General features: G+C 57.7%; 21 protein-coding genes and 1 pseudogene. 15 read left to right on the top strand and 7 right to left on the bottom strand.

What is annotated here, in order from left to right; translation table 11 throughout:
* The 15 genes and pseudogenes from IB266_RS26725 to IB266_RS26790 form a co-directional block, all read left to right on the top strand.
* The coding region (locus IB266_RS26725; RefSeq protein ID WP_318646606.1) for an RHS repeat-associated core domain-containing protein at nt 1–686 on the top strand (686 nt) is incomplete at its 5' end.
* A gap of 2 nt (nt 687–688) precedes the next feature.
* Nucleotides 689–1,093 carry a hypothetical protein gene (locus IB266_RS26730; protein WP_192263479.1) on the top strand — a complete coding sequence of 135 codons (405 nt, stop codon included), beginning with the start codon at nt 689–691 and terminating at the stop codon, nt 1,091–1,093.
* A gap of 346 nt (nt 1,094–1,439) precedes the next feature.
* Nucleotides 1,440–2,693, top strand: coding sequence for a cystathionine gamma-synthase family protein (locus tag IB266_RS26735; RefSeq protein WP_072410372.1), 1,254 nt, complete (start codon nt 1,440–1,442; stop codon nt 2,691–2,693).
* Nucleotides 2,694–2,828: 135 nt separating this feature from the next.
* On the top strand, nt 2,829–4,259 hold the full coding sequence (locus IB266_RS26740) for an amino acid permease (RefSeq protein WP_060740446.1): 1,431 nt from the start codon (nt 2,829–2,831) through the stop codon (nt 4,257–4,259).
* A gap of 59 nt (nt 4,260–4,318) precedes the next feature.
* Nucleotides 4,319–5,203, top strand: a complete 885-nt coding sequence (locus IB266_RS26745) for a LysR substrate-binding domain-containing protein (RefSeq protein ID WP_192263481.1) — start codon at nt 4,319–4,321, stop codon at nt 5,201–5,203.
* A gap of 30 nt (nt 5,204–5,233) precedes the next feature.
* Nucleotides 5,234–6,598, top strand: a complete 1,365-nt coding sequence (gene thrC, locus IB266_RS26750) for a threonine synthase (protein ID WP_192263482.1) — start codon at nt 5,234–5,236, stop codon at nt 6,596–6,598.
* A gap of 11 nt (nt 6,599–6,609) precedes the next feature.
* Nucleotides 6,610–7,047, top strand: a complete 438-nt coding sequence (locus IB266_RS26755; RefSeq protein ID WP_053125728.1) for an Lrp/AsnC family transcriptional regulator — start codon at nt 6,610–6,612, stop codon at nt 7,045–7,047.
* A gap of 1,115 nt (nt 7,048–8,162) precedes the next feature.
* Nucleotides 8,163–9,221 carry a homoserine dehydrogenase gene (locus tag IB266_RS26760; protein WP_192263483.1) on the top strand — a complete coding sequence of 353 codons (1,059 nt, stop codon included), beginning with the start codon at nt 8,163–8,165 and terminating at the stop codon, nt 9,219–9,221.
* The gene (locus IB266_RS26765; protein WP_192263484.1) at nt 9,218–10,630 is read left to right on the top strand and encodes an aldehyde dehydrogenase family protein; all 1,413 of its coding nucleotides are present in this window, start codon (nt 9,218–9,220) and stop codon (nt 10,628–10,630) included. Before IB266_RS26760 ends, IB266_RS26765 begins: the two co-directional genes overlap by 4 nt.
* 225 nt (nt 10,631–10,855) lie before the next feature.
* Entirely contained in the window at nt 10,856–11,860 is a 1,005-nt protein-coding gene (locus tag IB266_RS26770) for a hypothetical protein (protein ID WP_192263485.1), read from the top strand.
* A 558-nt stretch (nt 11,861–12,418) separates the two neighbouring features.
* On the top strand, nt 12,419–13,693 hold the full coding sequence (locus IB266_RS26775; protein ID WP_192263486.1) for a glycoside hydrolase family 68 protein: 1,275 nt from the start codon (nt 12,419–12,421) through the stop codon (nt 13,691–13,693).
* A gap of 596 nt (nt 13,694–14,289) precedes the next feature.
* Nucleotides 14,290–14,649 (top strand): annotated as a pseudogene (locus IB266_RS30820) (DUF6124 family protein).
* A 370-nt stretch (nt 14,650–15,019) separates the two neighbouring features.
* Nucleotides 15,020–16,021, top strand: coding sequence for a restriction endonuclease (locus IB266_RS26780; RefSeq protein ID WP_192263487.1), 1,002 nt, complete (start codon nt 15,020–15,022; stop codon nt 16,019–16,021).
* Between the two features lie 201 nt (nt 16,022–16,222).
* Nucleotides 16,223–16,795, top strand: a complete 573-nt coding sequence (locus IB266_RS26785) for a hypothetical protein (RefSeq protein ID WP_192263489.1) — start codon at nt 16,223–16,225, stop codon at nt 16,793–16,795.
* A 417-nt stretch (nt 16,796–17,212) separates the two neighbouring features.
* A complete protein-coding gene (locus tag IB266_RS26790) occupies nt 17,213–17,572 on the top strand; it encodes a DUF6124 family protein (RefSeq protein WP_192263491.1) in 360 nt (119 codons plus the stop codon).
* A gap of 109 nt (nt 17,573–17,681) precedes the next feature.
* On the opposite strand, the gene IB266_RS26795 is transcribed toward IB266_RS26790, so the two are convergent.
* The 7 genes from IB266_RS26795 to IB266_RS26825 form a co-directional block, all read right to left on the bottom strand.
* Nucleotides 17,682–19,553: a DNA/RNA helicase domain-containing protein gene (locus IB266_RS26795; RefSeq protein WP_192263493.1), complete on the bottom strand. Its 1,872-nt coding sequence runs from the start codon at nt 19,551–19,553 to the stop codon at nt 17,682–17,684.
* A gap of 24 nt (nt 19,554–19,577) precedes the next feature.
* Nucleotides 19,578–19,961, bottom strand: a complete 384-nt coding sequence (locus IB266_RS26800) for a nucleotide pyrophosphohydrolase (protein ID WP_192263495.1) — start codon at nt 19,959–19,961, stop codon at nt 19,578–19,580.
* Nucleotides 19,962–20,090: 129 nt separating this feature from the next.
* A complete protein-coding gene (locus IB266_RS26805) occupies nt 20,091–20,858 on the bottom strand; it encodes an HNH endonuclease (RefSeq protein WP_192263497.1) in 768 nt (255 codons plus the stop codon).
* Nucleotides 20,859–21,421: 563 nt separating this feature from the next.
* Nucleotides 21,422–22,153, bottom strand: coding sequence for a helix-turn-helix transcriptional regulator (locus IB266_RS26810; RefSeq protein ID WP_092333808.1), 732 nt, complete (start codon nt 22,151–22,153; stop codon nt 21,422–21,424).
* A 194-nt stretch (nt 22,154–22,347) separates the two neighbouring features.
* Nucleotides 22,348–22,875, bottom strand: a complete 528-nt coding sequence (ppa, locus tag IB266_RS26815) for an inorganic diphosphatase (protein ID WP_053151827.1) — start codon at nt 22,873–22,875, stop codon at nt 22,348–22,350.
* A 112-nt stretch (nt 22,876–22,987) separates the two neighbouring features.
* The gene (locus IB266_RS26820; RefSeq protein WP_192263499.1) at nt 22,988–23,800 is read right to left on the bottom strand and encodes a zinc-dependent peptidase; all 813 of its coding nucleotides are present in this window, start codon (nt 23,798–23,800) and stop codon (nt 22,988–22,990) included.
* A 5-nt stretch (nt 23,801–23,805) separates the two neighbouring features.
* Nucleotides 23,806–24,462, bottom strand: coding sequence for a DedA family protein (locus IB266_RS26825; protein WP_106274660.1), 657 nt, complete (start codon nt 24,460–24,462; stop codon nt 23,806–23,808).
* Between the last annotated feature and the right edge of the window lie 349 nt (nt 24,463–24,811).

A 24,811-nucleotide genomic window follows, 5' to 3' on the forward strand; every position in this document is an offset into this window, starting at 1 on the left:
GCGAACAACTGGAACAACCGCTGCGCTTCCAGGGCCAATACTTCGACCCGGAAAGCGGCCTGCACTACAACCGGCACCGCTACTACAATCCCGAGACCGGCCGCTATTTGACGCCTGATCCGAGCAAACTGGCGGGTGGGCTCAATGGGTATCGCTACACCCTGAACCCGACGGGGTGGGTGGATCCGTTGGGGTTGGTGGATTGTCCGGGGAAGGGTGGGTGTAGGCCGGCGGTTGGGGATCAGGATCCGGCGGCGAAGGTTGGGGTGGATGGGGGTGAAACATCCCTGCCAAAACCTAAATACCTTTATCGCGGAGACTTAAGAGGGCCAGAGGTGATTTTTAAGGAGGGCTTTGTGAGTTTGGGAGAAAGTACCGATTTACTGCTCCATGCTTTGGATAATACAAATCCACCCAGTAAGTATGTTAGTACGACAACGAGCGTAGGTGTTGGGATTGATTTTGGAACAAGATACGGAACACGGAAGGGCTATTTATATATTCTTAAGAAGATCCCCGGACGGGATGTGAATAAAGAAATCCCAAAAAACGATATTCCTTTTAGCTATGAACACGAGATTGCAATTTTTGATCGAGTAAAGACTGGGGATATTATTGGGGTGACGCCGTTGAAGAAGGATGGCACCTTCGTGGGTTATTCATTGCCCAATCCTAATAGAGAGTGATAATGAAAAATAGAAAAACTATTTTCGTCCTCAGGGGAGAACAGAAAGAAGAGGCTTGGCTCGATATTAATGAGCGAAGGTTGACTATTCTGCTTACGCTAAGTAATGGGTGGTCGAAAGCTTATATGGGAGTAAATATATATGACTGCTTTGGGAAAATTATAAAGGAGCACTCTGACTTAAAGTTTTTATGCAAGGGCGCTAAGCGAAATGTGCGCCCTTCAAGCATGTCTGCGCAGATGACGTTAGGCGTCGTGGCCTATGAAAATACTCTAGGAAAGCCTGCCTCAAGAGAAAATTTGGTGAATATATTTGATTATGATGATCAGGATATAATCAATGACCCTCAGTTGCAGAAGGATTATTTTTTTCTCTGGATGGAATCTATACGGGATGTGGACGAATAAAATCTAGATTGTGTGGTATAGGATGTGTCTATCGATTTCAGCGTTATGACAACTCGCGCCTACCAGCACAGCAAAAAAATCACGCCTCCCCAATGTGGGAGCGAGCTTGCTCGCGATAGCGGAGTATCAGTCACCCTCAATGGCAACTGACCCACCGTCATCGCGAGCAAGCTCGCTCCCACAGGTTCATCGGTGATTCGCCGGTCGCTACTCGGCCCTCAGCCATTAAAAAAACCACCCCTTTGGCACCGATAACATCGTTTCTCGGCCCCGCGGCTTTTCCCTATATTGGCCCTCAGATCCGGTGGATGGCTCAACGTCCACCCCCTCAGTGTGAGTAGCCTCAATGAACAATAAACCTGACAGCACAGGGCTTGATAACGCTGGCGCGGGAACCCGGGCGGTCTGGGGTGGGGAGCAAGTCAGGCACCCCTACAACGCCACGCAAACCCCCATCGTGGCCAGCGCCGCGTACGGCTACGATGACATCGACGTCTGGTACGACGTCGCCTTGGGCAAGGCCCCCGGTTTTATCTACAGCCGCATGAGCAACCCCACCGTCGAGACCCTCGAAGCCAAGATTCGCGAGTTGGAAATGGCCGAGTCCGCGGTGGCCTTCAGCAGCGGCATGGCGGCGATCAGCAGCGTGCTCTACACCTTCCTGGCCCATGGCGATCGCGTGGTGTCGACCAAGGACAGTTACGGCGGCACCAATAAGATCTTCGAAGAATTCCTGCCGCGCACCGGCGTGGCGGTGACCCTGTGCGAGACCTTCGATCACGACGACATCGAGCGTGAAATCGCCAAGGGCTGCCAGGTGCTGTACCTGGAAACTCCCACCAACCCAACCCTGAAGATCCTCGACATCCCGCGCCTGGTGGCGGCGGCCAAGCGTGTCGGCGCGGTGGTGGTGGCGGATAACACCTTTGCTACGCCGCTGAACCAGAGCCCGCTGGCCTTGGGGGTGGACGTGGTGATCCACAGCGCCACTAAGTTCCTCAGCGGCCATGGTGACGTGCTCGGTGGCCTGGTGTGCGGCCGCGAAGCATTGATGGCCAAGGTGCGTCATTACCGGGAAATCAACGGCGCGAGCCTCGACCCATTTTCGGCCTACCTGATCATCCGTGGCATGAAGACCCTGGCGCTGCGCATGCGCCAGCAGCAACACAGCGCCCGGGCCCTGGCCGAATTCCTCTGCACCGAACCCCTGGTGGAGTCGGTGAATTACCCCGGCCTGCCCAGCCATCCGAACCACGCCGTGGCCTGCGCGCAAATGTCTGGCTTCGGCGCCATCGTCAGTTTTGTCCTGGCCGGAGGCATGGACACGGTCAAGCTACTCCTGCCGCGCCTGCGCTTCGCCCATTGCGCGGGCAACCTGGGCGCGGTGGAAACCATCTACGGTCCGGCCCGCACCACCAGCCATGTCGAGAACACCTTGGAGGAACGCCAAGCCCTGGGCATCTCCGAAGGGCTGGTGCGGGTTTCGGTGGGTATCGAAGACACGGACGATTTATTGGACGACCTCAAACAGGCCTTCGCCTTTGTCAAAAAAACACTTGATCCGCAACTCAATGAAGTCCTCACCGAGACAGTGACCTGAAGTGTGAATGTTGATACTCCGCGACAAGGCTGTCAGCGGGGCGTTCATGAATAGGAATAATAATAAAAGCTCAGTGGCGCTTGTCTTACTCGCGCAGAGGTAGAGGCGCGCCCTGACATTTCATGAGAAACAACCATGTCCATAACAGAACAACAAACTAATACGCGGACCGGCTTCAAGCAGGAAATGCAGACGCGCCATATCGTCATGTTGGCACTAGGCGGCGTCATTGGTACCGGGCTGTTTCTCACGTCCGGCTACACCGTCAACCAGGCCGGCCCCATGGGCGCGGTGATCGCCTACATCATCGGTGCGCTGATGGTCTACATGGTGATGATGTGCCTGGGGGAACTGGCGGTGCAGATGCCCGAAACCGGCTCGTTCAGCACCTACGCCACGCGTTTCCTCGGGCCCGGCACTGGCTACACCGTGGCCTGGTTGTATTGGTTGACGTGGACGGTGGCCATCGGTTCCGAGTTCACCGCTGCCGGTATCCTGATGTCCCGATGGTTTCCCGATACGCCGGTGTGGATCTGGAGCGCGCTGTTCGCCGGCGTGGTGTTCCTCACCAACGTGGTCTCGGTGCGTTTGTTCGCCGAGACCGAGTTCTGGTTGTCGTTGATCAAAGTACTGACCGTGGTGGTGTTCCTGTTGATCGGCGGTGGCGCGATTCTCGGCCTCTTGAACATCGACCAGGCCCACAGCATCGGCTTGAGCAACTTCACCCGCGAAGGACTTTTTCCTACCGGCTTCATGCCCATTGCGATGACGCTGCTGGCGGTGTCCTTCGCGTTTTCCGGCACTGAACTGATCGGCATCGCCGCCGGCGAAACCAAGGACCCGCAACGCAATGTGCCGCGCGCCATCCGCACCACCGTGCTGCGCCTGGCGGTGTTTTTCGTCGGGACCATTTTTGTCCTGGCGACCTTGCTGCCCCGCGAGCAAGCCGGCCTGGTGGAGAGCCCCTTCGTCACGGTGTTCACCTACATCGGCATTCCGTACTCCGCCGACATCATGAACTTCGTGATCATCAGCGCCCTGTTGTCGGCGGCCAACTCCGGGTTGTACGCCGCCTCGCGGATGCTCTGGACCCTCAGCGACCAAGGCCACCTGCCCAAGCAATTCTCGGCCCTGACCCGCATGGGCACGCCGCTCAACGCGATCATCGTCAGCATGGCTGGCGGCGCCGCTTCGTTGCTCAGCAGCGTGTTCGCCGCCGACACCATCTACCTGGCGCTGGTGTCGATCTCCGGCCTGGCCGTGGTGGTGGTGTGGATGAGCATCGCCGCGAGCCAGATCGCGTTCCGTCGTCACTATGTGGCCAACGGCGGCGACATTCGCGACCTCAAGTTCCGCGTTCGCGGTTATCCGTGGGTGCCGCTGGGGGCGTTGGTGTGCTGCAGCCTGGCGTGTGTCGGGATCGCCTTCGACCCTGAGCAGCGGGTGGCGCTGTACTTCGGCTTGCCGTTCATCGCCTGGTGTTACTTCGTGTATTACATTACCCGCAAAAGCCGCGAGCGACGCTTGTCGGTTGCCCTCGTGGCACAACCGTCGGACGCGTTCTAAGCCGCGTCGACGGGGCGGGCAAACGTGCCCGGTGCGTGGGGGTCAACGAGGTCCAGATCATGAAGCAAAAAACGTTGCCCCCGTTGAATTGGCTGCGGGCATTCGAAGTGTCGGCCCGCTGCCTGAACTTCACCCACGCCGCCGACGAATTGTTTTTGACCCAGGGCGCGGTCAGCCAGCAGATCCGCCAATTGGAAAGCCATCTGGGGGTGGCGCTGTTCAAGCGCTTGCCCCGGGGGCTGGGCCTGACCGAGGAAGGCCAGGCGTACCTGCCGGTGGTGCAGGACGCGATCACGCGACTGGCAGTGGGCACCAACGAAATCTTTGGCCAGCACAAGCGCCGGCCAATCAAGGTGCGCGGCAGCCTGGCGTTTTTCGTGCACTGGCTGGCGCCGAAACTGGTGGACTTTCGCCAGGCTCATCCCCACGTCGACATCCGCTACATCAGCAACATCTGGGTCAAGGAACTGGACGGCGAAGACGACATGGAAATCCGCTGGGGCCACGGTCAATGGCCCGGCCTGGTGTCCCAGCGCCTGACCTGGGACACCTTGTTCCCGGTGTGCTCGCCGGCCTTGATGGCGACGCTGAAGGTGCCGGCGGACGTGGCGAAGCATTCGTTGTTGCACGTGCTGGGCTACGAAGAAGGCTGGGGGTACTGGCTGAAAATGGTCGGTGTCGACAGCGTCGATTCCTCGACCGGCATGCAATTCGACACACTGGTCTGCACCTTGCGCATGGCCGAACTGGGGCAGGGCATCGCCCTGGCGCGGTCGTCGATGGTCAGTGAGTTGCTGGAAGACGGGCGCCTGGTCGAACCCTTCGCCCAGCGCATCGAAGCCAGCGAATCGTTTTACCTGGTGCGCAGTTCCGGGGCCGAGCAACACCCCGACGCGGCGCGGTTTTCCACCTGGCTGGTGGAGCAGGCGCATCGTTTCAAGTGAGCCGTTTCAAGTGAATATCCGGAGTTGACCATGCGCTATGTGAGTACCCGAAATTCCGCCGTGCAGGTCGATTTCGAAAAAGTTGTGCTGTCGGCCATCGCCGAGGATGGTGGCCTGTTCGTCCCTGTCGAGCTGCCGCAGTTCGAATCCCAGGACATCGCTAACTGGTCCACATTGGCCTACGACGAACTGGCCTATCGAGTGATGCGTCCGTTCGTGGGCGAGGCGATCCCCGAGGCCGACTTCAAGCGGGTGCTCAAGGAGGCCGGCAGCCAGTTCAGCCATCGGTCCCTGGCGCCGTTGCATCAGGTGGATCGCAACGAATGGGTCCTGGAATTGTTCCATGGGCCGACCCGATCCTCGAAGGACTTTGCCGCGCAATTGCAGGCGCGACTGGTGCAGTACTTTTTGCGCAAACGCGGGCGTCGCGCTGTGGTGATCGGCGTCACCAACGGCGACACCGGCCTGGCCGCCATCGAGGCCTTCAAGCACTGCGACGAGACCGATGTGGTGGTGATTTATCCCGAGGCCGGTGTACCGCAAGACCAGCTTCAAGACCTGCAAGCGACGGCGCATCCGCGGGTTCATCAAGTGGCCGTCGATGGCAGTTTCGATGAATGCCAGACCCTGGTCACTCAACTGTTCCGACAGCACGAGGCGATCAGTTTCAATTCCAGCAACTGGGTCAGCGTCATGGCGCAGTTGGTGTTTTATTTCCACGCGGTGCTGCAGTTGGGCGGCGGCCAGCGACCCATTGGCTTCAGCGTGCCGGCGGCGAGTTTTGCCGAGGTCTATGCCGGCTACATCGCGCAGAAGATGGGCTTGCCGATCACGCAGATGATCGTCGCCACCAACCAGAATGACGCACTGCATCAGTTCTTTTTGAAGAACCACTACTCGCGGTTGCGCGCCAGCAAGACCCTGTCGCCGGCCATGGATTTGTCGATCTTTTCCAACCTGGAACGGTTTCTCTGGGAGCTCTATGGGCACGATGGTCAAGCGGTGAGCGCGCTGATGCACACCTTCGAAACCCGTGGCGAGATGACCATCGCCAACGAGTTCTGGCTACAGGCGCGGATGATCATCGACTCGTACGCGGTCAGCGATGAACAGACGCTGGAGGAAATCACCTCGCTGTACCGCGACACCGGCTACGTCATCGACCCCCATACCGCCACCGGCGTGCTCGCGGCACGCTTGTACCGCCGCAGCCTGGTGGCGCCGATGGTGACCTTGGGCGAGATCTCACCGGCCAAATCGGCGCAGTTGCTCGGCGACTTGGGCATCAGCATTGCGGCGCAACAGCGTCCAGTTTCCGAACATGGCCCGGCGCAGATTCATCGCATCCAGCCGGACGACCTCGGTGCCCTCCATCAACTGCTCGGCGCCCTATAACCGGAGGCCCCATGAAGCGAATCCTCGACCCCCTCGACGAACGCATCATCGCCGAACTGCGCCTCAACGCCCGCGCCGCCCACGCCGAGCTAGCGGCCAAGGTCAACCTCTCGCGCAACGCCGTACGCCAACGCATCGAACGCCTCGAACGCGACGGCGCGATCCAGGGCTATACGGTGCGCACCGGGGAGGGCGCGCAAGCGTCGTCGAACATCAACGCCGTGATCTTCGTCTACCGCTACGACCGCATGCGCGGCGCCGAGGTGTTGCAAGCGTTGCAGGCCATGCCGGAAGTGCTGCAGTGCGATGTGATGAGTGGCGAGTTTGACTTGATGCTGCGGGTGGGTGCGGCGAACCCGGAGCGGGTGCATAAAGTGTGGAAAGAAATCTCCGCGCTGCCGGGGGTGGAGAACACCGTGACGTCGTTTGTGTTGTCGTCGGTGGTCTAATGCCGCAGACGCCCAGCCACCACAACCCCGTGGCGAGGGAGCTTGCTCCCGCTGGGCTGCGAAGCAGCCCCAACCCGGTTGACCACAATCCACCAGGCCCACCGCGCAGGCCAATTCCAGGGGGCGCTGCGCAGCCCAACGGGAGCAAGCTCCCTCGCCACAAGAGCGGTCGGCGGTGTGTCAGCCAAGCAGTTGCATGCCTCAACACCAATGGACCAAACACTGAAAAAACCTGTGGGAGCGAGCTTGCTCGCGATAGCGGTACACCAGCCACCACTGATGTACCTGACCTGGCCCCATCGCGAGCAAGCTCGCTCCCACAGAGGAATGGGCCCAACCACTACCGTGGCGAGGGAGCTTGCTCCCGCTGGGCTGCGAAGCAGCCCCAACCCGGTTGACCACAATCCACCAGGCCCACCGCGCAGGCCAATTCCAGGGGCCGCTGCGCAGCCCAGCGGGAGCAAGCTCCCTCGCCACAAGAGCGGCCGGCGGTGTGTCAGCCAAGCAGTTGCATGCCCCAACACCAATGGGCCAAACACTGAAAAAACCTGTGGGAGCGAGCTTGCTCGCGATAGCGGTATACCAGCCACCACTGATGTACCTGACCTGGCCCCATCGCGAGCAAGCTCGCTCCCACACGGGGAATGGGCCCAACCACTACCGTGGCGAGGGAGCTTGCTCCCGCTGGGCTGCGAAGCAGCCCCAACCAGGTTGGCCACAATCCCCCAGGCCCACCGCACAGGCCAATTCCAGGGGCCGCTGCGCAGCCCAGCGGGAGCAAGCTCCCTCGCCACAAGAGCGGCCGGCGGTGCGTCGGCCAAGCAGTTGCATGCCCCAACACCAATGGACCAAACACTGAAAAAACCTGTGGGAGCGAGCTTGCTCGCGATAGCGGTACACCAGCCACCACTGATGTACCTGACCTGGCCCCATCGCGAGCAAGCTCGCTCCCACAGGGGAATGTGCCCGGCCAGTGGAACAAGCAGGCTTACCGCTTTGCCCACCCCCTGGTCAAAACGCCCAAAAAATAGAGCAAATTGGCATATTTCACTGCCCACCCCACCCCCCTAACCTAGATCCCAACAACCCACCCCCGGATCAAGGACATAACAAAAATGACTGAATACAAACTGGCGCTGGTCGGCTTCGGCGGTGTGAACCGGGCATTGGCTCAGCTGATTGCCGAGCGTAACGAAAGCTGGAAAACCGACCTCGGCTTCACCCTGAAAATCGTCGGCGTCACCGACCTGTTCCTCGGTTCGGTGATGGATCGCCACGGCCTCGACGCCGCGTCACTGACCAGACTGCCAGCCACCCAAGGCGCCATGGCCCAACTCCCCGGCGGCACCGTCGACGCCCTCAACGAAGCCGTGATCAAAGACTGCGGCGCCGACATCATCGCCGAAGCCACCTTCACCAACCCGGTGGACGGCGAGCCCGCCACTTCGTTCTGCCGCTGGGCCCTGGAGCGCGGCAAACACGTGGTCACCACCAACAAAGGCCCCATCGCCCTGCACGGCGCCGAACTCAAAGCCCTGGCCCAGCGCAACAACGTCGCCTTTGAATACGAAGGCTCGGTCATGAGCGGCACCCCCGTCATTCGCCTTGCCAAACAATCCCTCGCCGGTAGCTCGATCACCGGTTTCGAGGGCATCCTCAACGGCACCTCCAACTTCGTCCTCACCTGCATGGAAGGCGGATTGGGATTTGCCGAAGCGGTCAAAAAAGCCCAGGAACTGGGCTACGCCGAAGCCGACCCCACCGCGGACGTCGAAGGCCATGACGTGCGCCTCAAAGTCGTGATCCTCGCCAACGAACTGCTGGACGCCAAGCTCACCGTCAACGACGTCGCCTGCAGCGGCATCTCCGCCCTGGGTCTGGACGACATCGAAAAAGCCCGCGAGGACGCCGCACGCTGGAAACTCATCGGCGCCGCCACCCGCAACGCCGACGGCTCCATCAGCGCCAGCGTCGAACCGCGCCTGCTGAGTAACGACCACCCACTGGCCAGCGTCAGCGGCGCCACCAACGCCGTGTCGTTCACCTCAGAACTGCTCGGCGCCGTCACCGTGTCGGGCCCGGGCGCAGGCCGCACCGAAACCGCCTTCGCGCTGCTGTCGGACATCATCCACATCCACCAATCGGCAACCGGCAAACAGGAGCACAACCTGTGAACGTATCGCGCCTGGCCCTGGCGGTTGTCGAACCGCACATCGAAGTCCTCAACCCCTTTGACGGCAGCGTCGTCGGCACCGTCGCGGACCTCAAAGCCTCAGAAGTCCCACAACTGCTCGAGACCGGCCGCAACGGCGTCAAAGCCTGCGCCGCGCTGCCGCGTCATCGCCGCGCAAGCATTCTCGAACATGCCGCACTGAACATCGAACGCGACGCCAAGGCCTTCGCCCGGCTGATCGTCGACGAAGCCGGCAAGACCCTCAAACAGGCGGAAAAAGAAGTCAAACGCTGCGTCAACACCCTCAAACTCTCCGCCGAAGAAGCCAAGCGCAACGCCGGCGAAATCGTGCCGTTCGACGCCTACGAAGGCGCCGAATCGCGCCAAGGCTGGTTCACCCGCGACCCCCTGGGCCTGATCGTCGCCATCACCCCCTACAACGACCCGCTGAACCTGGTGGCCCACAAACTCGGCCCCGCCATCGCCGGCGGCAACGCCGTGATCCTCAAACCGTCCGAACTGGCACCGTTGTCAGCCCTCAAACTGGTCTCTTACCTGGTCGCCGCCGGCCTGCCCGAAACCGTGGTCACCGTCGCCACTGGTGGCGCCGAACTCGGCAAAGCCCTGGTCGCCGCCCGTGACGTGCGCATGATCTCCTTCACCGGCGGCTTCGTCACCGGCGAACAAATCGCCCGCACCGCCGGCCTGAAAAAACTCGCCATGGACCTGGGCGGCAACGCCCCGGTTATCGTCATGGCCGACTGCAACCTCGACGCCGCCGTCGACAGCTGCATCTCCGGCGCCTTCTGGGCCGCCGGGCAAAACTGCATTGGCACCCAACGCCTGCTCATCCACGCACCGATCTACGCCGCCTTTCGCGAGCGCTTCGTCCACCAGGCCCAAGCCCTCGTGGTCGGCAACCCACTGCTCGCCCACACCGACATCGGCCCGATGATCACCCACCAAGCCGCGCAAAACGCCGAACACGTGGTCAACGAAGCCCTGCAACAAGGCGCTACCTTACTCTGCGGCCACCGCCGCCAAGGCGCCTGCTACGCCGCGACCGTGTTGGAAAACGTCGACCATGCCAGCCGACTCTGGCGCAACGAGGTCTTCGCACCGGTGGTGGTGTTGCAGCCGTTCGAGACGTTTGATGAAGCCATTGCGCTGGCTAACGAACCTGATTACGCGCTTCATGCCGGGATTTTCACCAATGACCTGTCCACGGCTATGAGTGCCGCACGACGGATCGAGGCGGGAGGGGTGATGATCAACGACTCCTCCGATTTTCGTTTCGATGCGATGCCGTTCGGGGGCTCCAAGTACGGCAGTCTGGGCAGGGAAGGGGTGCGGTTTGCGTATGAGGAAATGACCCAGCCGAAGGTGGTTTGTTTGAATACGCTGGGTTGATAGGTCAGGTTGTTGGCATCGGGCAGGTTGGTCACCGGCCCGATTTTTTGCGGCATCCCAAAGAGCCTCGAGTCTTGCGCTTCACAAATGTTTTTCCGGGGCTGTCGGGCAAATCGTCCTGGCTCATCTAAGCTGAATTTTCCTGGAAAACGCGCCAAGTGCCTTCTCATACGAATGCGGCCAACCCGGCTTGCGGCACCGCTCAGCAGCCAGGCGGGAGGAAGGATGCCGAACGTACTGGTGGTGGTCTGGGACTTCGATACACGCAGATTAAGAGTCCCCGTCGAGAATAGTCTTCTCAGCATACAACTTAGGATTGGGGCTTTGCTGTACATGGCGAGAACGGCCTTCGCCAAACATGTCGATCAACATCAACTGAATTATTGCCTGGTCGTCGCCCCCGAGTATCTTTTCTCCAAGGACATGCCTGTCTCGTTTATGTCGGAGGAGGAAAAAGAAATCATCCGGGCAACATTGGCAGATATTTCAACGAGAAATCCGTGGCTGATACTGGTCCCTGGCACGACGCTCTGGTTCAAATCAATGTTGCGCCCGGAATCCAGGGCGCTGAAAAGGGAAACCGGGAAGTTGAAATCATGGGGACCGGCCAGAAATATCAACAAGGCAAAATATCGTGTGGAAATGGATGCGGTTGTGAATGAAATCCCGGAGCGGGACCGCATCAGTAAAGGGATCTATGGCCATCATGCAGCGACTACGAAGGAGGAGATCGCGAAAATCGAATCAAGAGGGGCGGAAGCCAGGGACGGAATCGTCAGAAATACCGGCTTCATCATTTGGAATGGAAACGTCTTCTATCAGCATAAACGCTACCCCAATATCGGAAATGATGGGTTGGACGAACTGGCCGGGGCGCAGTTCTGGGCCGATAAGATATTCATGCCGGGCAGTTATCGGGAAGCCCCGGCTATCCATGGGCTGCAACTGGCTTTGGAAATCTGCGCAGAACATTTCATTGGCGCGACGGTTTTGCATAAGAACAACGTCCTGGATTTCCATATCCTGGTCTCGGCCAGCATTGCTCTTGCTAAAGCTCGCGTGGGCGTAAAACACGGAGGATATGTGGTTCACGCTGATTCAGGCGGCAGTTCAGTCTACCGACGCGAAGGCAGGGACTTGGTTCTGCTCCAAGCCATCGATGAAACCGAAATAGGCTTGTTGGGTGTTGAAGCCGGTCGCGCCAGGAGTTTTGTTTGCGCGATTGCCTAGACCGAGCCTGACCTCGCCGAAAGAGCTGCGGCGGATGTGAAATCCAGATCCGCGCTTACCCCGGGTATTGAGTGACTGAGCCTTCGGAATCAACCCCATCAAAACAACTGACCCACCGCCATAACAAGTATTTCACCCCAGCCCTTGGGGGCAGTCCCCCCTGTGGGAGCCCCCCCCTGTGGGAGCCGAGCTTGCTCGCGATAGCGGCACACCAGTCAACATCAATACCGCAGACCCACCACCGCGCAAGCAGCCCACCACGTCCCGCTTCCCTTCATGCCACCGACGGCGACAAATCTAACCCCCCGTGTGGCTCCCCACTGAGTAGCGTTCAAGCACCGAGTGTGCAGGCAACGTCGTCGATCTCTCCCCAAATTAACTTCTGCAAACGTTCAAAGCTGAAACGTATCAGCTTCAAGAAAAAACCAAAATATGCACAAATGCATTTTTTCCTTGACCCGCAGGGGGGCGTCTCTATAAGGTTATTTCACTGTATGTGCACACAGTATTTCTCAAGCATCATTTATTTGAATCCATTCATGGACGAGGTATTACCTTATGAAAACCACCACTGAAAAATTCGGTGTCACCCCCCATCAACCCAGCCTGTGGACCCGCGCTGATGCGTTGAAAGTCCGGGCGGACGATCCCACCACCACTCAACCGCTGGTCCGCGCGGATTTCCCGGTATTGAGCGACGACGTGTTCATCTGGGACACCATGCCCCTGCGCGACCTGGACGGTAACGTGACGTCCGTCGATGGCTGGTCGGTGATCTTCACTCTGACGGCCGATCGTCATCCAAACGACCCGCAGTACCTCGACGAGGACGGTAACTACGACATCCTCCGCGATTGGAACGATCGTCACGGTCGGGCAAAGATGTACTACTGGTTTTCTCGTACCGGCAAGAACTGGGAATTCGGTGGCCGTGTCATGGCCGAAGGGGTTTCGCCAACCGCTCGCGAATGGGCCGGCACGCCGATTCTGTTGAACGACCGAGGTGAAGTGGACCTGTATTACACCGCCGTCACCCCGGGCGCGACCATCGTCAAGGTGCGCGGTCGGGTCGTGACCACTGAACATGGTGTCAGCATGGTCGGCTTCGAGAAGGTCAAGCCGCTGTTCGAGGCCGACGGCAAGATGTATCAGACCGAAGCCCAAAACGCCTTCTGGGGTTTCCGCGACCCATGGCCTTTCCGCGACCCGGAAGATGGCAAGCTGTACATGCTGTTCGAGGGTAACGTGGCCGGCGAGCGCGGCTCGCATAAGGTGGGCGAAGCCGAAATCGGCGATGTGCCACCGGGTTATGAAGATGTCGGCAACTCGCGCTTCCAGACCGCCTGTGTCGGCATCGCCGTAGCCCGCGACGCAGACGGCGACGACTGGGAAATGTTGCCGCCCCTGCTGACGGCCGTGGGCGTCAACGACCAGACAGAACGCCCGCACTTCGTGTTCCAGGATGGCAAGTACTACCTGTTCACGATCAGCCATACCTTCACCTATGGCGACGGTGTGACCGGGCCGGACGGCGTGTACGGTTTTGTCGCGGACTCGCTGTTCGGCCCCTACGTGCCGCTCAACGGTTCCGGCCTGGTACTGGGCAACCCGTCCTCCCAGCCATTCCAGACTTATTCGCACTACGTGATGCCCAACGGCCTGGTGACCTCCTTTATCGACAGCGTACCGACCGACGAAACCGGCACGCAGATTCGTGTGGGTGGCACCGAGGCGCCAACGGTGGGCTTGAAAATAAAGGGGCAGCAGACGTTTGTGGTAGGCGAGTACGACTATGGGTACATCCCGCCGATGCTCGACGTTACGCTTAAGTAATAGCAACGCAGGGGGGCAGGCAGCGGGTTTGAGGTCGATGACAAAACCGTTGTGGATATGATCGAGATATCCCGTCTGATTCATTGCGACGTTGCTCGCAAGCCCCGTTGAACAACGAGTCGTAACCTTCTTCGCGACTGGCTGCAAGGATGCAGCCAGTCGCGAATGCATTTCCCTGCGACGTATGTACACAAGCGCCTCTGTGGGAGCGAGCTTGCTCGCGATAGCGGTGCATCAGCCACATTCCAGCCAGCTGTTTATCGTGACTCCACGAGACTAGCCAAGACCGACATCGCCTTGCGCCATTGCCTACAACTACGCCAGAATCCGCCGGCTTGTACGTCTTGGGTCACGTCGGTAGTTTGGGTCCTGTCACTGTTCATCAGTGATCGGGTTTAGTCGCCCGTCTCAACCTAAGGCGTACCAAGTCCCCGTCGGACAGGCTTTGCTGTTCCTGTATTGATGGTGGCTGTGCGCAGGGCGCCCCCGGGCGCGCCGGGATTCTTAGGTTCACCGGTCGACTAACCTGCGCACAGCTGCCGCCCCCTCGTTTAGTCGCGAGGTGGTTGCAGCATCACTTACAGGAACCTAAGTCGATGGCAAAAATTACACCGAACCCTCCAACTGCAGATGAGCATGTATCTCGCGCTCAGTCTGCTCGTAACAATAAGCTTGATGACGCTGCCAACCGGGCGTTGGATTACTAACTGAAGCCTACGCCGAAGAGCGAAACATCTGACAAGCCCAACACCATCTTCCGTATCGCTCCGGATGTTGATTCGGAGTGTCTGCTTGCCAATCTTAGTGAGAACCTGGCTTCGGCTAATGCCATGATCAATGATTTGGCGTTTGGTCTTGAGGGATCACGACGGCATTTTGCGTTGGGGATTTTGCAGGTGATTGAGGTGAGTGAACTGCTGGCGAATCGGGCTTTGGATATTGTTGAGGTGAGGTAACAAGGGGCTGCGCTTACCCCGGGTATGAAAAAAGGTCTTGCAGGGCAAGGCCTTTTTTATGTTCGAGAGCTCGCGGCAATGAATCATCAGGTTCGGAGGCGCCGAGGGTTCGTCGCTCCATTTTGGCCATGAATTTCATTTAATCGCTGATGTCGATCATGACCATGGCAGCGCCCTAGGCCGGTAACTGTGCGGACTGGTTTATTAAATTGCTATTGCCGGTAGCGCTTGCCGCAGTGCGCCTTGCTTTCATTTTGAATAACGAGCTCGTGTGCGTTAGTCAGCGCTCCGTGTCAGTTTTTCATTCACAGGGTGCTATCACCATTGGTACATTTCATGCCCCGATCCCATGGACAGGAAGAGTACTAACATGCCAACGATGTGGATGATTCGAGGTGATGGTGGTCGTCTCTATGACGACTTCAGGGATCGCAATCTGGCAGCCATTGGGTGGGCTCAGTTAGCGCTCGCCGCAAAGCCTGGCGTTTCCCGAAAGGCCTTGATCCAGGCTTATAAGGATTTCCAACCAGGTATCAAGGACGCGAGCGCCGTATCGGGTGCATCTCAAGTGTTCCGTTTCGTTAACGAAATCAAAGAAGGCGATACGGTCGTCACTTACTCCCCTGCAAACCGGACCTACTTGGTAGGTCGTTTCACTGGCGCATGTCAGCTTCGTCCCGATCTGGCAGACGATGGGATGTCGTTGACCAGGCCTGTTGAGTGGTACGCGCAAGAGGTCGATCGCGACAAGCTAAACAGCGTCAGTAGAAACAGCCTGGGATCCACGTTAACCGTATTTAACGTCGCGGAGGTCGCTCAGAAGGAATTACTTGCCCTTGCTACCGGTAAAGACGTATCGGCGCCGCCAAAGGACTTCATCGACGATCCCGAAGCTCTTGAAGATCCGCTGAAAGGTGTTCAGGAAATTGCTTTCGAGCGCATCAAGGACCAAATCAATAGTCTGGACTGGTCTGAAATGCAGGAGCTGGTCGCCGGTATCTTGCGAGCGATGGGCTACAAAACGCTTGTCTCTCCAGCCGGGGCTGATCGCGGCAAAGACATCATTGCTTCGCCCGACGGTTTTGGATTCGAGCCGCCGCGCATCGTTGTCGAGGTTAAGCATCGAAATGTACGGATGGGGAGTAATGAGATCCGCAGCTTCCTTGGTGGAAGACACAAGGATGATCGAGGGCTGTATGTGAGCACTGGAGGGTTCACAAAGGAGGCGCTTTATGAAGGTGAGCGGGCGAACGTGCATCTGACAATGTGGACGCTGGATGAATTGGCTCGCACGTTGATGGCGCATTATCCGGCTACCGATCCGGAGACTAAACGATTGGTGCCGTTGAGCTACTTTTACGTACCTGCGTAGAGGGGGGCGCTCTCCTGTCATGTCGCTAAAAAGCTATTTTGATAACACGTTTCGTCCTTATGTCGTCGCCAGCAACATGAGAACGAAAGGGCCATATGGCGGCTCCATGATGGGGTGTGGCGATAGCCTACTCCATTGTTCTCAATATTTTGCCCGGCAGGTCGTTAGCTTTATCAGTTCACCCTGATCAAGGAACTTGCCGTGTCCGAAAATGTTTACGCACCACCTTCAGCTCCGCTGGAGGCCGTGGTTCAGCCATCCGAATTCTATGTGGTGTCGCCAGCAAAGCTTCTGGCGCTGGCGATTCTGACGTTTGGCTTCTATTTCTATTACTGGTCATACAAAAACTGGAGCCTGTACAAGCAATCCACCCAGGCAGATATCTGGCCGTGGGCTCGCGGCCTATTGTGCATATTTTTCATTCACCAACTGTATCGGCGTGCGAATGAGAAAATTCGCGGCAGTGGTCGTACGTATGAGTGGGACTATGAGCAGTGGGCAACCGTATTCGTTGTGCTGACGGTCGGTGCCAATCTGTTGGATGGAGTGGCGAAGCGCGTCGATGGCTTCGAGTTTCTGATCGGCTGGTTACTGTTGGCGATTCCACTGCGAGCCTATGTGGTAAGCCGGAGCCAACCGATGATCAACTTCGCCGCCAATGACCCTCAGGCGCTGAGCAATTCGCGCTTCACCGTATGGAATTACCTGTTCATGGTGTCGGGAGTTTTGCTCTGGGCGCTGACATTACTTGGTGCCTGGACTCTTTATCGTTGAACCGAATGGGAGTCGAGGCAGCTCAGCCGAAGGTGGTTCGTTTGAATACGTTAGAGTGAGGCAACGCGGTGTTTATTGGGGCGTGTGGGATTTGGGAGGGGCTGACGCCGTCTTGCGCCATTGCCTACAACTACGCCAGAATCCGCCGGCTTGTGCGTCTTGGGTCCCCTAGGTAGTTTGAATCCGTCACTGCTCATCAGTGATCGGGTTTCGCAGCCCGGACTCTATAGGCGCACAACGTCACCTTCGAAAGCAGATCGCCCATGTCTGTGATTTTCGTCAGAGGTGGCTGTGCGTGGGAGACCCTCGGGTCTGCCGGTCCCTAGAGTCCCGGTCTGCGAACCCGCGTACAGCTGCCACCCCAACTTCGTTTCGCAGCGAAGGGTGGTAGCTCCAACAGACTCTAGGAGCTTTATCATGGTCAAAATTACACCGAACCCGCCAGCTACCGACGAAACCGTGTCTCGCGTTCAGTCTGCTCGTAACAAGAAGCTTGATGATGCTGCGAACCGGGCTTTGGATTTTTATCTGAAGCCTACGCCGAAGAAGGAAACGTCTGACAAACCCAACACCATCTTCCGTATCGCACCGGATGTTGATTCGGAATGTCTGCTGGCCAATCTCAGTGAAAACCTGGCTTCGGCGAATGCCATGATCAGTGACTTGGCGTTTGATCTTGAGGGATCGCGACGGCGTGTTGCGATGGGTATTCTGCAGGTGATTGAGGTGAGTGAGCTGTTGGCGAATCGGGCTTTGGATATTGTTGAGGTGAGGTAGAGCGGGGCGTTAACTGCTTCTGGCGTAAAAAAGGTCTTGCTTGGCAAGACCTTTCAATAAAGAGCTCCGAAACGACGCGTGCCCAGATTGTCCAAGTCAGCAGGAGGACTCAGCGTGGACGGTAGTCGGCAAGCCGACTCTCAAAGTACCGTGCCGTCTCCTGATCAGTACAGTACAGGTAGCACCCTTTCATTCCACGGGTCATCAATGTTCGGTACGTGTTTTTGATGATCAGATCCGTCTCTTTCTGCGCGAAGTCAGGCCGCTCTTTCGCCAGTTTCTTCCAGCCACGAATCGATTTATCGTGCTTGTCACGTTTATGCGGCGACGTCAGCACTTGCCCGTCACGGACGATTAAATCCGGCCCGATTATCACTCCTATGTAGTCGACTTCCAGCCCTTGGCAGGTGTGGATGCAACCGACCTGTTCAATGGAGTTTTCCGCAATGATCCACAAACTGCCGTCCTGATCCAGGTTCCATTGGCGCGCATAATCATCGCCGATCACGATATCGGATGCCTGGGGATCTTTTTTGCTGAGCCAAGGCCAGCAGTAACCCGCGACTACGCGAGATTTGTTTTCGTGGTTTTTCTGCTCAATGGCCGCGTGCATCGCTTGAGGGGTGTTGAACACCTTGAACTCGTACTCGCTAGTATCGAGTAGCGGATTGGCGGTCGGTCGAATAGCCAATACGTCATCCAACCACGCTAGATAGCCATCAGAGCCACTGCAACGAAACTGAGAGGACAGCGAATACTCCTCCACCGTTGCACCTTTTGCTTTGGCAAAGGCACGGATTGCCTGCTTGCTACCAATGTCGCTCAAGGTCACGCGCTGGTCTTCGTCAATGAAGAAAATTGAGCATTTCGCTGAACCGACCAGTTCTTTGATTTGGTTCTCGCCCAAGTTTCCATAAAGACCGCTTTTCTCGTTCAGCCTATGGGCTTCGTCAACGATTAGCGCGTCATACGTGTTGGGCTCGGTATCGATAAACGCGCCCGATCCAGAAAAGAAATTAGAGAAATGGCTACGTTTGATCGTACCAACTAGCTTGCTTTCGTACACTTTGCGTGGCGCTGCGTTTTTCGAGACGTATTTGCTCATTAACTTCAGCGCGGTGAGGCTTACCAGCAAGTTGATCGCCAGAACGGTTTTTCCTGTTCCAGGACCACCTTCGATGATTAGCACCTTTGGGGCTTCTATGCTGGCTTCAGTTCCTGCAACGAGCGCTGACTCGAAGATTTCTTTCTGGTCATCAATCAACACAAACTCAGGTTTGCCATCCATGAGCCCGGTAAGTGCCTCGGCTAGCGCTTTGGATGGACGAATTTTTCCGTTGGAAAGTTCGTAAAGCACCTCTTTATTGTCACCGTGAGTGATGTGCTTTTTCAGGAAACTTCGTAGTTTCGTCAGTTCCTCAGGGCCTTTGAGAAACAGCGGAGCTTTACTGGTATGGGCTTGGTAGTGAGCGGAGTCGATGACGCCATCGCTGACATAGTTATGCAGATAGGCACAGGGGCGAATTTCGATGCTTTTGTCATAGACCGCTTCGTTGAAGCCTTCTAACAGGGCTGCGTACGACCATACCTGATAGGACGGGTGAATGGTTTCAACGAGACTGCCACCTAAGGCAGTTTTGACAATTGCGTCCTTGGTGGTTGCGCTCGCCTTGCTCCATTGCTTCAGCTCGATCAATACGGCTTTCTTGGCTTGGTTCTCATCACGACCTGTGAGCAAAAAGTCGATGCGCTTCGAAGACTGAGGGATGTGCAGCTCAATAGCCAAGCCAGCATTGCTAGGCAGGTCATCATCTCGAAGCACCTTGGCCATGTAGGTCAAGGATCCCTGCCACGACCTGATCTCTGATGCGCCCACCTTCTTACCGGTGGCCTCTTTGAAATGCCGCAGGATCACTTCTTCAATATCGTCGTTATCGTTGTCTTTCAGGAATTGCTGTTTGGTCGCCGCGTAAACGATCACAAGAGATCCTTAGAGCACTGAAGGTCAGAGTTGGTCGTACTTTTTGCTGGTGCTTTTGGCTTTGTCGACGGGGTATTTCTGGCCGTTCAGAGCAAGCTTGCTCGTTACCGCTTCGTTGAGATCGACGCCCAGCACGCTACTCAGGCGAACCAAGTACATGAGCACGTCGGCTAACTCGTCCTTCACGGATTGGGCGGTTGTCGGATGCTTAGCGGCAGCCAGTGAATCGGCTTCGTTCATCCATTGGAAAATCTCGCAAAGCTCACCCACCTCGCCTGTCAGGGCCAGCAAAAGGTTTTTGGGTGAGTGAAACTGCTGCCAGTCGCGATCATCTGCAAAGCGCTGAAGCGACGCCGCAAGATTTTCCACGTCGATTAATTGTTTGGGTGTGCCGTCTGCCTTGCTCACAGGCTTGCCTCTCGTTTGCCGCCAGAAACGTGACCAACAGCCACGTCAGAAATCTAGGGATGGATTGTAAGAGTTTTCTTTTGTGGCAGTGGGCTTTTCACTGATTTGCCCTTCGACAGTCGGCCCAGTTCAGGCCTTGTTTTTGGCGGCTTGGTAGCGGTCCTTGACCTCGGTCACACTCAGCCACTTACGGCGTGAATGCACCACACGATGACAATTGGCACATAACAATGCGAGGTCCGCGAGCTTGGTTTTATCGCCAGGTTGGAGCGTATGCAGTGGCTTAGTGTGGTGCACATCGATAACGCCTTCGACATCCGGGCCATATGTTTTGCTGAAGTTGAAGCCACAGGCTTCGCACTGGAGAACACCGTGCTTCTTGAGGGCTTCGTCCTTTTTTCGTTTGACGAGTTTTTTGTCTCTTTCCCGTACACGGTGCACGCGGGTTAATACTTTTCCTTCCTCTGCTTCGAAGAAGCCCGGCTCTTCCTCCTCGCTTAGATTTATTGGCGTAGTAGAAGTGGTTCCGACGTTCGCCTTGATGGCTGCTACGACTTCAGCTAGGCGCTCGGGGTTATCCGCGAATTCCAGCCATACCAGCTCCTCGTCTTTATTGCCTTTGGCAAGACCTGTGCGACCAGTATTGGTGTAGCTCGGATCCCAACGACGGAAGTTGTTGAGCTTCATGTAAACACCGTTGGTGTTACGAAAACTCTGGTTCTTGCTCAAACCGGTGGCGGTGCCGATGAGATTGAGGCTCTGTGATAGGGCTCGGACTTCTGGATGGTTAACGCCAGGTAAGCCATTGCGGTATAGCAGATAAAGGTTCAGGGCTAGGACGAGTTCGTCACGGCTCCAAGGCGGATTGGATTGATTGCTGGTAGGTGAAGAGGACATGGCGGGGGCTATCCGTAGGGTTCCCGTTTCGCTGTAGGACGCAGCGCAATATGTCGTCAGAATATTCTCTTCTGAAGGCGTTTGGGAATCATACGGTGTTCGATGACCTTTGTTGTCGAGCACGGGGAGACTTACAAGCAACGTTGTTTGGTCATCAGGGGGGATTTTGGATGGGGGATGGATAAAACTCAGACATTAAAAAGCCGGCTTATGGCCGGCTTCTCGTTGACTAACTCAGTTCGTTTTTGACAAACCTCACCAGCCTTCAAAACGTACATCCGGCTCTTGCGGCCGGCTGTGGGACTTGGTCAGAAAGTGATCTGCCTTGTCGGTGCGAGGCGTGGGCTCGCAAATGTGGGGCGGAGGATACGCGGGTTTTTGGCAGAATCCCAGTGGTAAGTGGTGTGGAATCATTGGGTTAGGGTTATTCGGGTAAAAGCAGGGGGCTGCTGCGCAGCCCAGCGGGAGCAAGCTCCCTCGCCACAAAAGCTCCTCACTACAAAGCTCCTCACCACAAGGCTCCTCGGCACAAGGCGCTTTGCCTGTCTGCCCGTTCGGGTGGGTTAGTCGCACACCGGCGGTCTCTGTTTGTTGAGGGTGGACCACCAGAACACCCAGCCAATCACCCGTATGTTCTGCGCTTCGATCTGTTCGGCGCTGAAGACTTCGTCCGGGTAGGCCGCGCTGTTGTGGCTGCGCAGGCGCAGTCGGTTGCCGGGGATGCGGTGCAGGTATTTGATGCGGAGCATGCCGTCGTGTTCGAGGGCGTAGATTTGGCCGTCGACGATTTGGGTCAGGCCGCGGTCGATGGCGAGGGTGGAGCCGTCTTCGATGCGTTCGGCCATGCTGTCGCCGACCATGGTGAGGCAGATGGCGTCGTTGGGGTTTATTTCCAGGGTTTCGAGGTGGCTGCGGGGCAGGCGGATGGATTGGTCGGGGATTTCGACGATGTGGGTTTTGGTTTCGCCGGGGGCGATGGGGACTTCCTTATAGAAAGGCAGTTCGATGTCCGTGGGTTCCAGCACGCTGTAGACACCATCGTTTTCGGCCGCCTCGTAGGTGGTGCCGGGGCCGAGGCCCAATGGGGTTTGCGGGCCTTCGCCGTGGGCGAGCCACTCCGGGCTGACGGTCAGCAGGCTGGCGATGGAGTGGATGCGCCCTGGCGGGATGCCACGGTTGAACCAGTTGTTCACGTGTTGGGATTTCACGCCGTATAACTTCGCGAAGTCGGCGGATCGGATATTCGCTTCTTTTAGAAGGGCTCGGAAGCGGTCGCCACTGGAAAGTATTTTCATAAACGGAAAGTTTAGGGGCGACTGTGTTTTCGGCAATAAACATGTCGTTCAAATATATAAGACGATCTTTCCGTTTTTGGGATTTGAAAGGCGCGGGCTAAACGTGGGTAAACGGTGTTAATACAGGCTCGTATTAGAAACCATTAAGGCATAAAAAAACCCCGGGGCAAACCGGGGTTCTTTTCAAGTTTGTTTCAGCCTTTGTAGGCGGCAACCGACTTGGTGATCGCTTCGCGGGCGGCGTCTGCGCCGGCCCAGCCTTCGATCTTGACCCACTTGCCTTTTTCGAGGTCTTTGTAGTTCTCGAAGAAGTGTTCGATCTGCTGGATCAGCAGTGGTGGCAGGTCGGTGTATTCCTTCACGTCGACGTACAGTTGCGACAGTTTGTCGTGTGGCACTGCGATGACTTTGGCATCGCCGCCGCCGTCGTCGGTCATGTTCAGGATGCCGACTGGACGGGCGCGGATGACCGAGCCTGGGGCCACTGGGTATGGGGTCACGACCAGCACGTCGAGGGGGTCGCCGTCGTCGGCCAGGGTGTTGGGGATGTAACCGTAGTTGGCCGGGTAGAACATGGGGGTGGCCATGAAACGGTCAACGAACAGGCAGTCGCTGTCTTTGTCGATTTCGTATTTGATCGGGGCGTGGTTGGCCGGGATTTCGATCGCGACGTAGATGTCGTTCGGCAGGTCTTTGCCAGCCGGAATCTTGCTGTAGCTCATTGGGCGGTGCCCCCGTTAGTTGACCAAATGACTTGGTCGGATTGACCAAAAAGTGGCGGCGATTATAGGCATATTCGGCCGCTGTTGCCACGTTACCAGGGTCTTAGAGACCTTAGTATGACGCCTGATAGACCGGATCTTCGGCTTGAAGTTGCCGCAGCCGGGCCAAAGGATCCTGGCGGTAGAAGGCCTTGAGCTGTTCATAGACCCGTGGATAGGCCTGGTGCAGCAGGTCCGGGGCGCTGAAGAAGTATTCGCTGGTGACGGCGAAGAACTCCGCCGGGTTTTCCGCGGCGTAGGGATCGATGAGGGTTTCTGCGTCGGGGTTCTGGTCCAGTTGGCGGTCGAGGTCGTCGAAGGCTTGTTGCATGGCTTCGGCCCAGTCGCTGACGCGCATGTCGGCGTGCAGTGGTGGCAGGCCGTTGGCGTCGCCGTTGAGCATGTCGAGTTTGTGCGCCAGTTCGTGGATCACCAGGTTGTAGCCGTCCCAGCCGCCGCTGGCTATCACGCCGTCCCAGGCCAGGATGATCGGGCCCTGGGGCCAGGCTTCGCCGCTGTGTTCGCCGTCCCATTCGTGCTCGATGCCGCTGGCGTCGCGGTAGCGCTGGGGGCTGAGGAAGTCGTCGGGGTAGAGGACGATTTCGTGGAAGCCCTGGTACCAGTTCAGCTCGCCGAGGTGCATCAGTGGCAGTTGGGCCTGGGCGGCGAGCAGCAGGCGTTGTTCCTGGTGCAGTTCGACGCCGGGCAGGGCGGTGAGGTGTTTATCGTGCAGGAACAGCACGCAGGCTTCCCGCAGCCATTGGTCCTCGGCGGCGCTGATGCCGTCGAGGAAGCTCAATTGTTGGCGCACCCGTTGCCAGGTGTCCTCGGCCACGGGATGTTTGGCGAGGGTGCGTCGGCGGCGCCAGTTGCTCAGGGACCACATGGCGATCAGCGTGGTTGGGCTTTCGAGGCGCGCTGGTTCATTTTGCTGCGCACCAGGCTGATGATCATCGGCAGCAGCGACACCAGGATGATGCCCACCACCAGCAGCGACAGGTTCTGCTTGATGAAGGGCACGTTGCCGAAGAAGTAACCGAGGGTCACCAGGCCGCCGACCCAGAGGACGGTGCCGAGGACGCTGAAGCCGAAGAAGCGCAGGTAATTCATTTTGCCCACGCCAGCGACGAAGGGGGCGAAGGTGCGGATGATCGGTAGGAAGCGCGCCAGGGTCACGGTTTTGCCGCCGTGTTTGTCGTAGAAGTCGTGGGTTTGCTGCAGGTAGTCGCGGCGGAAGATTTTTGAGTTGGGGTTGCTGAACAGTTTTTCGCCAGCGGTGCGGCCGATGAGGTAGTTGGTGCTGTCGCCGAGGATCGCCGCGAGCATCAGCAGGCCGGCCAGCAGCACGGGGTCCATGGCGCCACCGGCGGCGACGGCGCCGGCGATGAACAGCAGGGAGTCGCCGGGCAGGAACGGCATGACCACCAGGCCGGTTTCACAGAAGATCACCAGGAACAGGATGGCGTAGACCCAGGTGCCGTAGTTGGTCACCAGCAGGTCGAGGTACACATCGAGGTGCAGGATGAGGTCGAGGGGATTGAAATCCATGCATAACACCTGTGGTGGTGGCCTGGCTCGGCAGGCTTTGGGTCGGGCTTGGAGGATGGCTACAGAGTGTGTAGCTTTTTCTTACAAGCCGGGAAGAGCGGCATTATACGGGCTGGAGGGCAGGGAGCGGGGTGAGTTTGTAGCCAGGGATTTCGATGTGTCGTCGCAGGGTGAAACACCCGTGGGAGCAAAGCTTGCTCGCGATGGTGGCTATTCAGTCAACATTGATGGGCCTGACGGACCGCTATCGCGAGCAAGCTTTGCTTCAACAGATCTATCTCCCATAGATATGCCTGCTTGCCCGCGATGGCGGCGGGGCAGTCAGCATTGATGTTGCCCGACAGACTGC

The sequence above is a fragment of the Pseudomonas sp. Pdm06 genome (assembly GCF_014851795.1).
In the GTDB taxonomy this organism is placed as follows: domain Bacteria; phylum Pseudomonadota; class Gammaproteobacteria; order Pseudomonadales; family Pseudomonadaceae; genus Aquipseudomonas; species Aquipseudomonas fluorescens_AA.

Coding starts and splice junctions, on each gene's coding strand:
- IB266_RS26770 (WP_192263485.1), top strand. CDS start 10,856: ATGCCGAACGTACTGGTGGTGGTCTGGGACTTCGATACACGCAGATTA.
- IB266_RS26780 (WP_192263487.1), top strand. CDS start 15,020: ATGCCAACGATGTGGATGATTCGAGGTGATGGTGGTCGTCTCTATGAC.
- IB266_RS26755 (WP_053125728.1), top strand. CDS start 6,610: ATGAAGCGAATCCTCGACCCCCTCGACGAACGCATCATCGCCGAACTG.
- thrC (WP_192263482.1), top strand. CDS start 5,234: ATGCGCTATGTGAGTACCCGAAATTCCGCCGTGCAGGTCGATTTCGAA.
- IB266_RS26810 (WP_092333808.1), bottom strand. CDS start 22,153: ATGAAAATACTTTCCAGTGGCGACCGCTTCCGAGCCCTTCTAAAAGAA.
- ppa (WP_053151827.1), bottom strand. CDS start 22,875: ATGAGCTACAGCAAGATTCCGGCTGGCAAAGACCTGCCGAACGACATC.
- IB266_RS26805 (WP_192263497.1), bottom strand. CDS start 20,858: ATGTCCTCTTCACCTACCAGCAATCAATCCAATCCGCCTTGGAGCCGT.
- IB266_RS26740 (WP_060740446.1), top strand. CDS start 2,829: ATGTCCATAACAGAACAACAAACTAATACGCGGACCGGCTTCAAGCAG.
- IB266_RS26735 (WP_072410372.1), top strand. CDS start 1,440: ATGAACAATAAACCTGACAGCACAGGGCTTGATAACGCTGGCGCGGGA.
- IB266_RS26760 (WP_192263483.1), top strand. CDS start 8,163: ATGACTGAATACAAACTGGCGCTGGTCGGCTTCGGCGGTGTGAACCGG.
- IB266_RS26730 (WP_192263479.1), top strand. CDS start 689: ATGAAAAATAGAAAAACTATTTTCGTCCTCAGGGGAGAACAGAAAGAA.
- IB266_RS26745 (WP_192263481.1), top strand. CDS start 4,319: ATGAAGCAAAAAACGTTGCCCCCGTTGAATTGGCTGCGGGCATTCGAA.
- IB266_RS26820 (WP_192263499.1), bottom strand. CDS start 23,800: ATGTGGTCCCTGAGCAACTGGCGCCGCCGACGCACCCTCGCCAAACAT.
- IB266_RS26775 (WP_192263486.1), top strand. CDS start 12,419: ATGAAAACCACCACTGAAAAATTCGGTGTCACCCCCCATCAACCCAGC.
- IB266_RS26825 (WP_106274660.1), bottom strand. CDS start 24,462: ATGGATTTCAATCCCCTCGACCTCATCCTGCACCTCGATGTGTACCTC.
- IB266_RS26790 (WP_192263491.1), top strand. CDS start 17,213: ATGGTCAAAATTACACCGAACCCGCCAGCTACCGACGAAACCGTGTCT.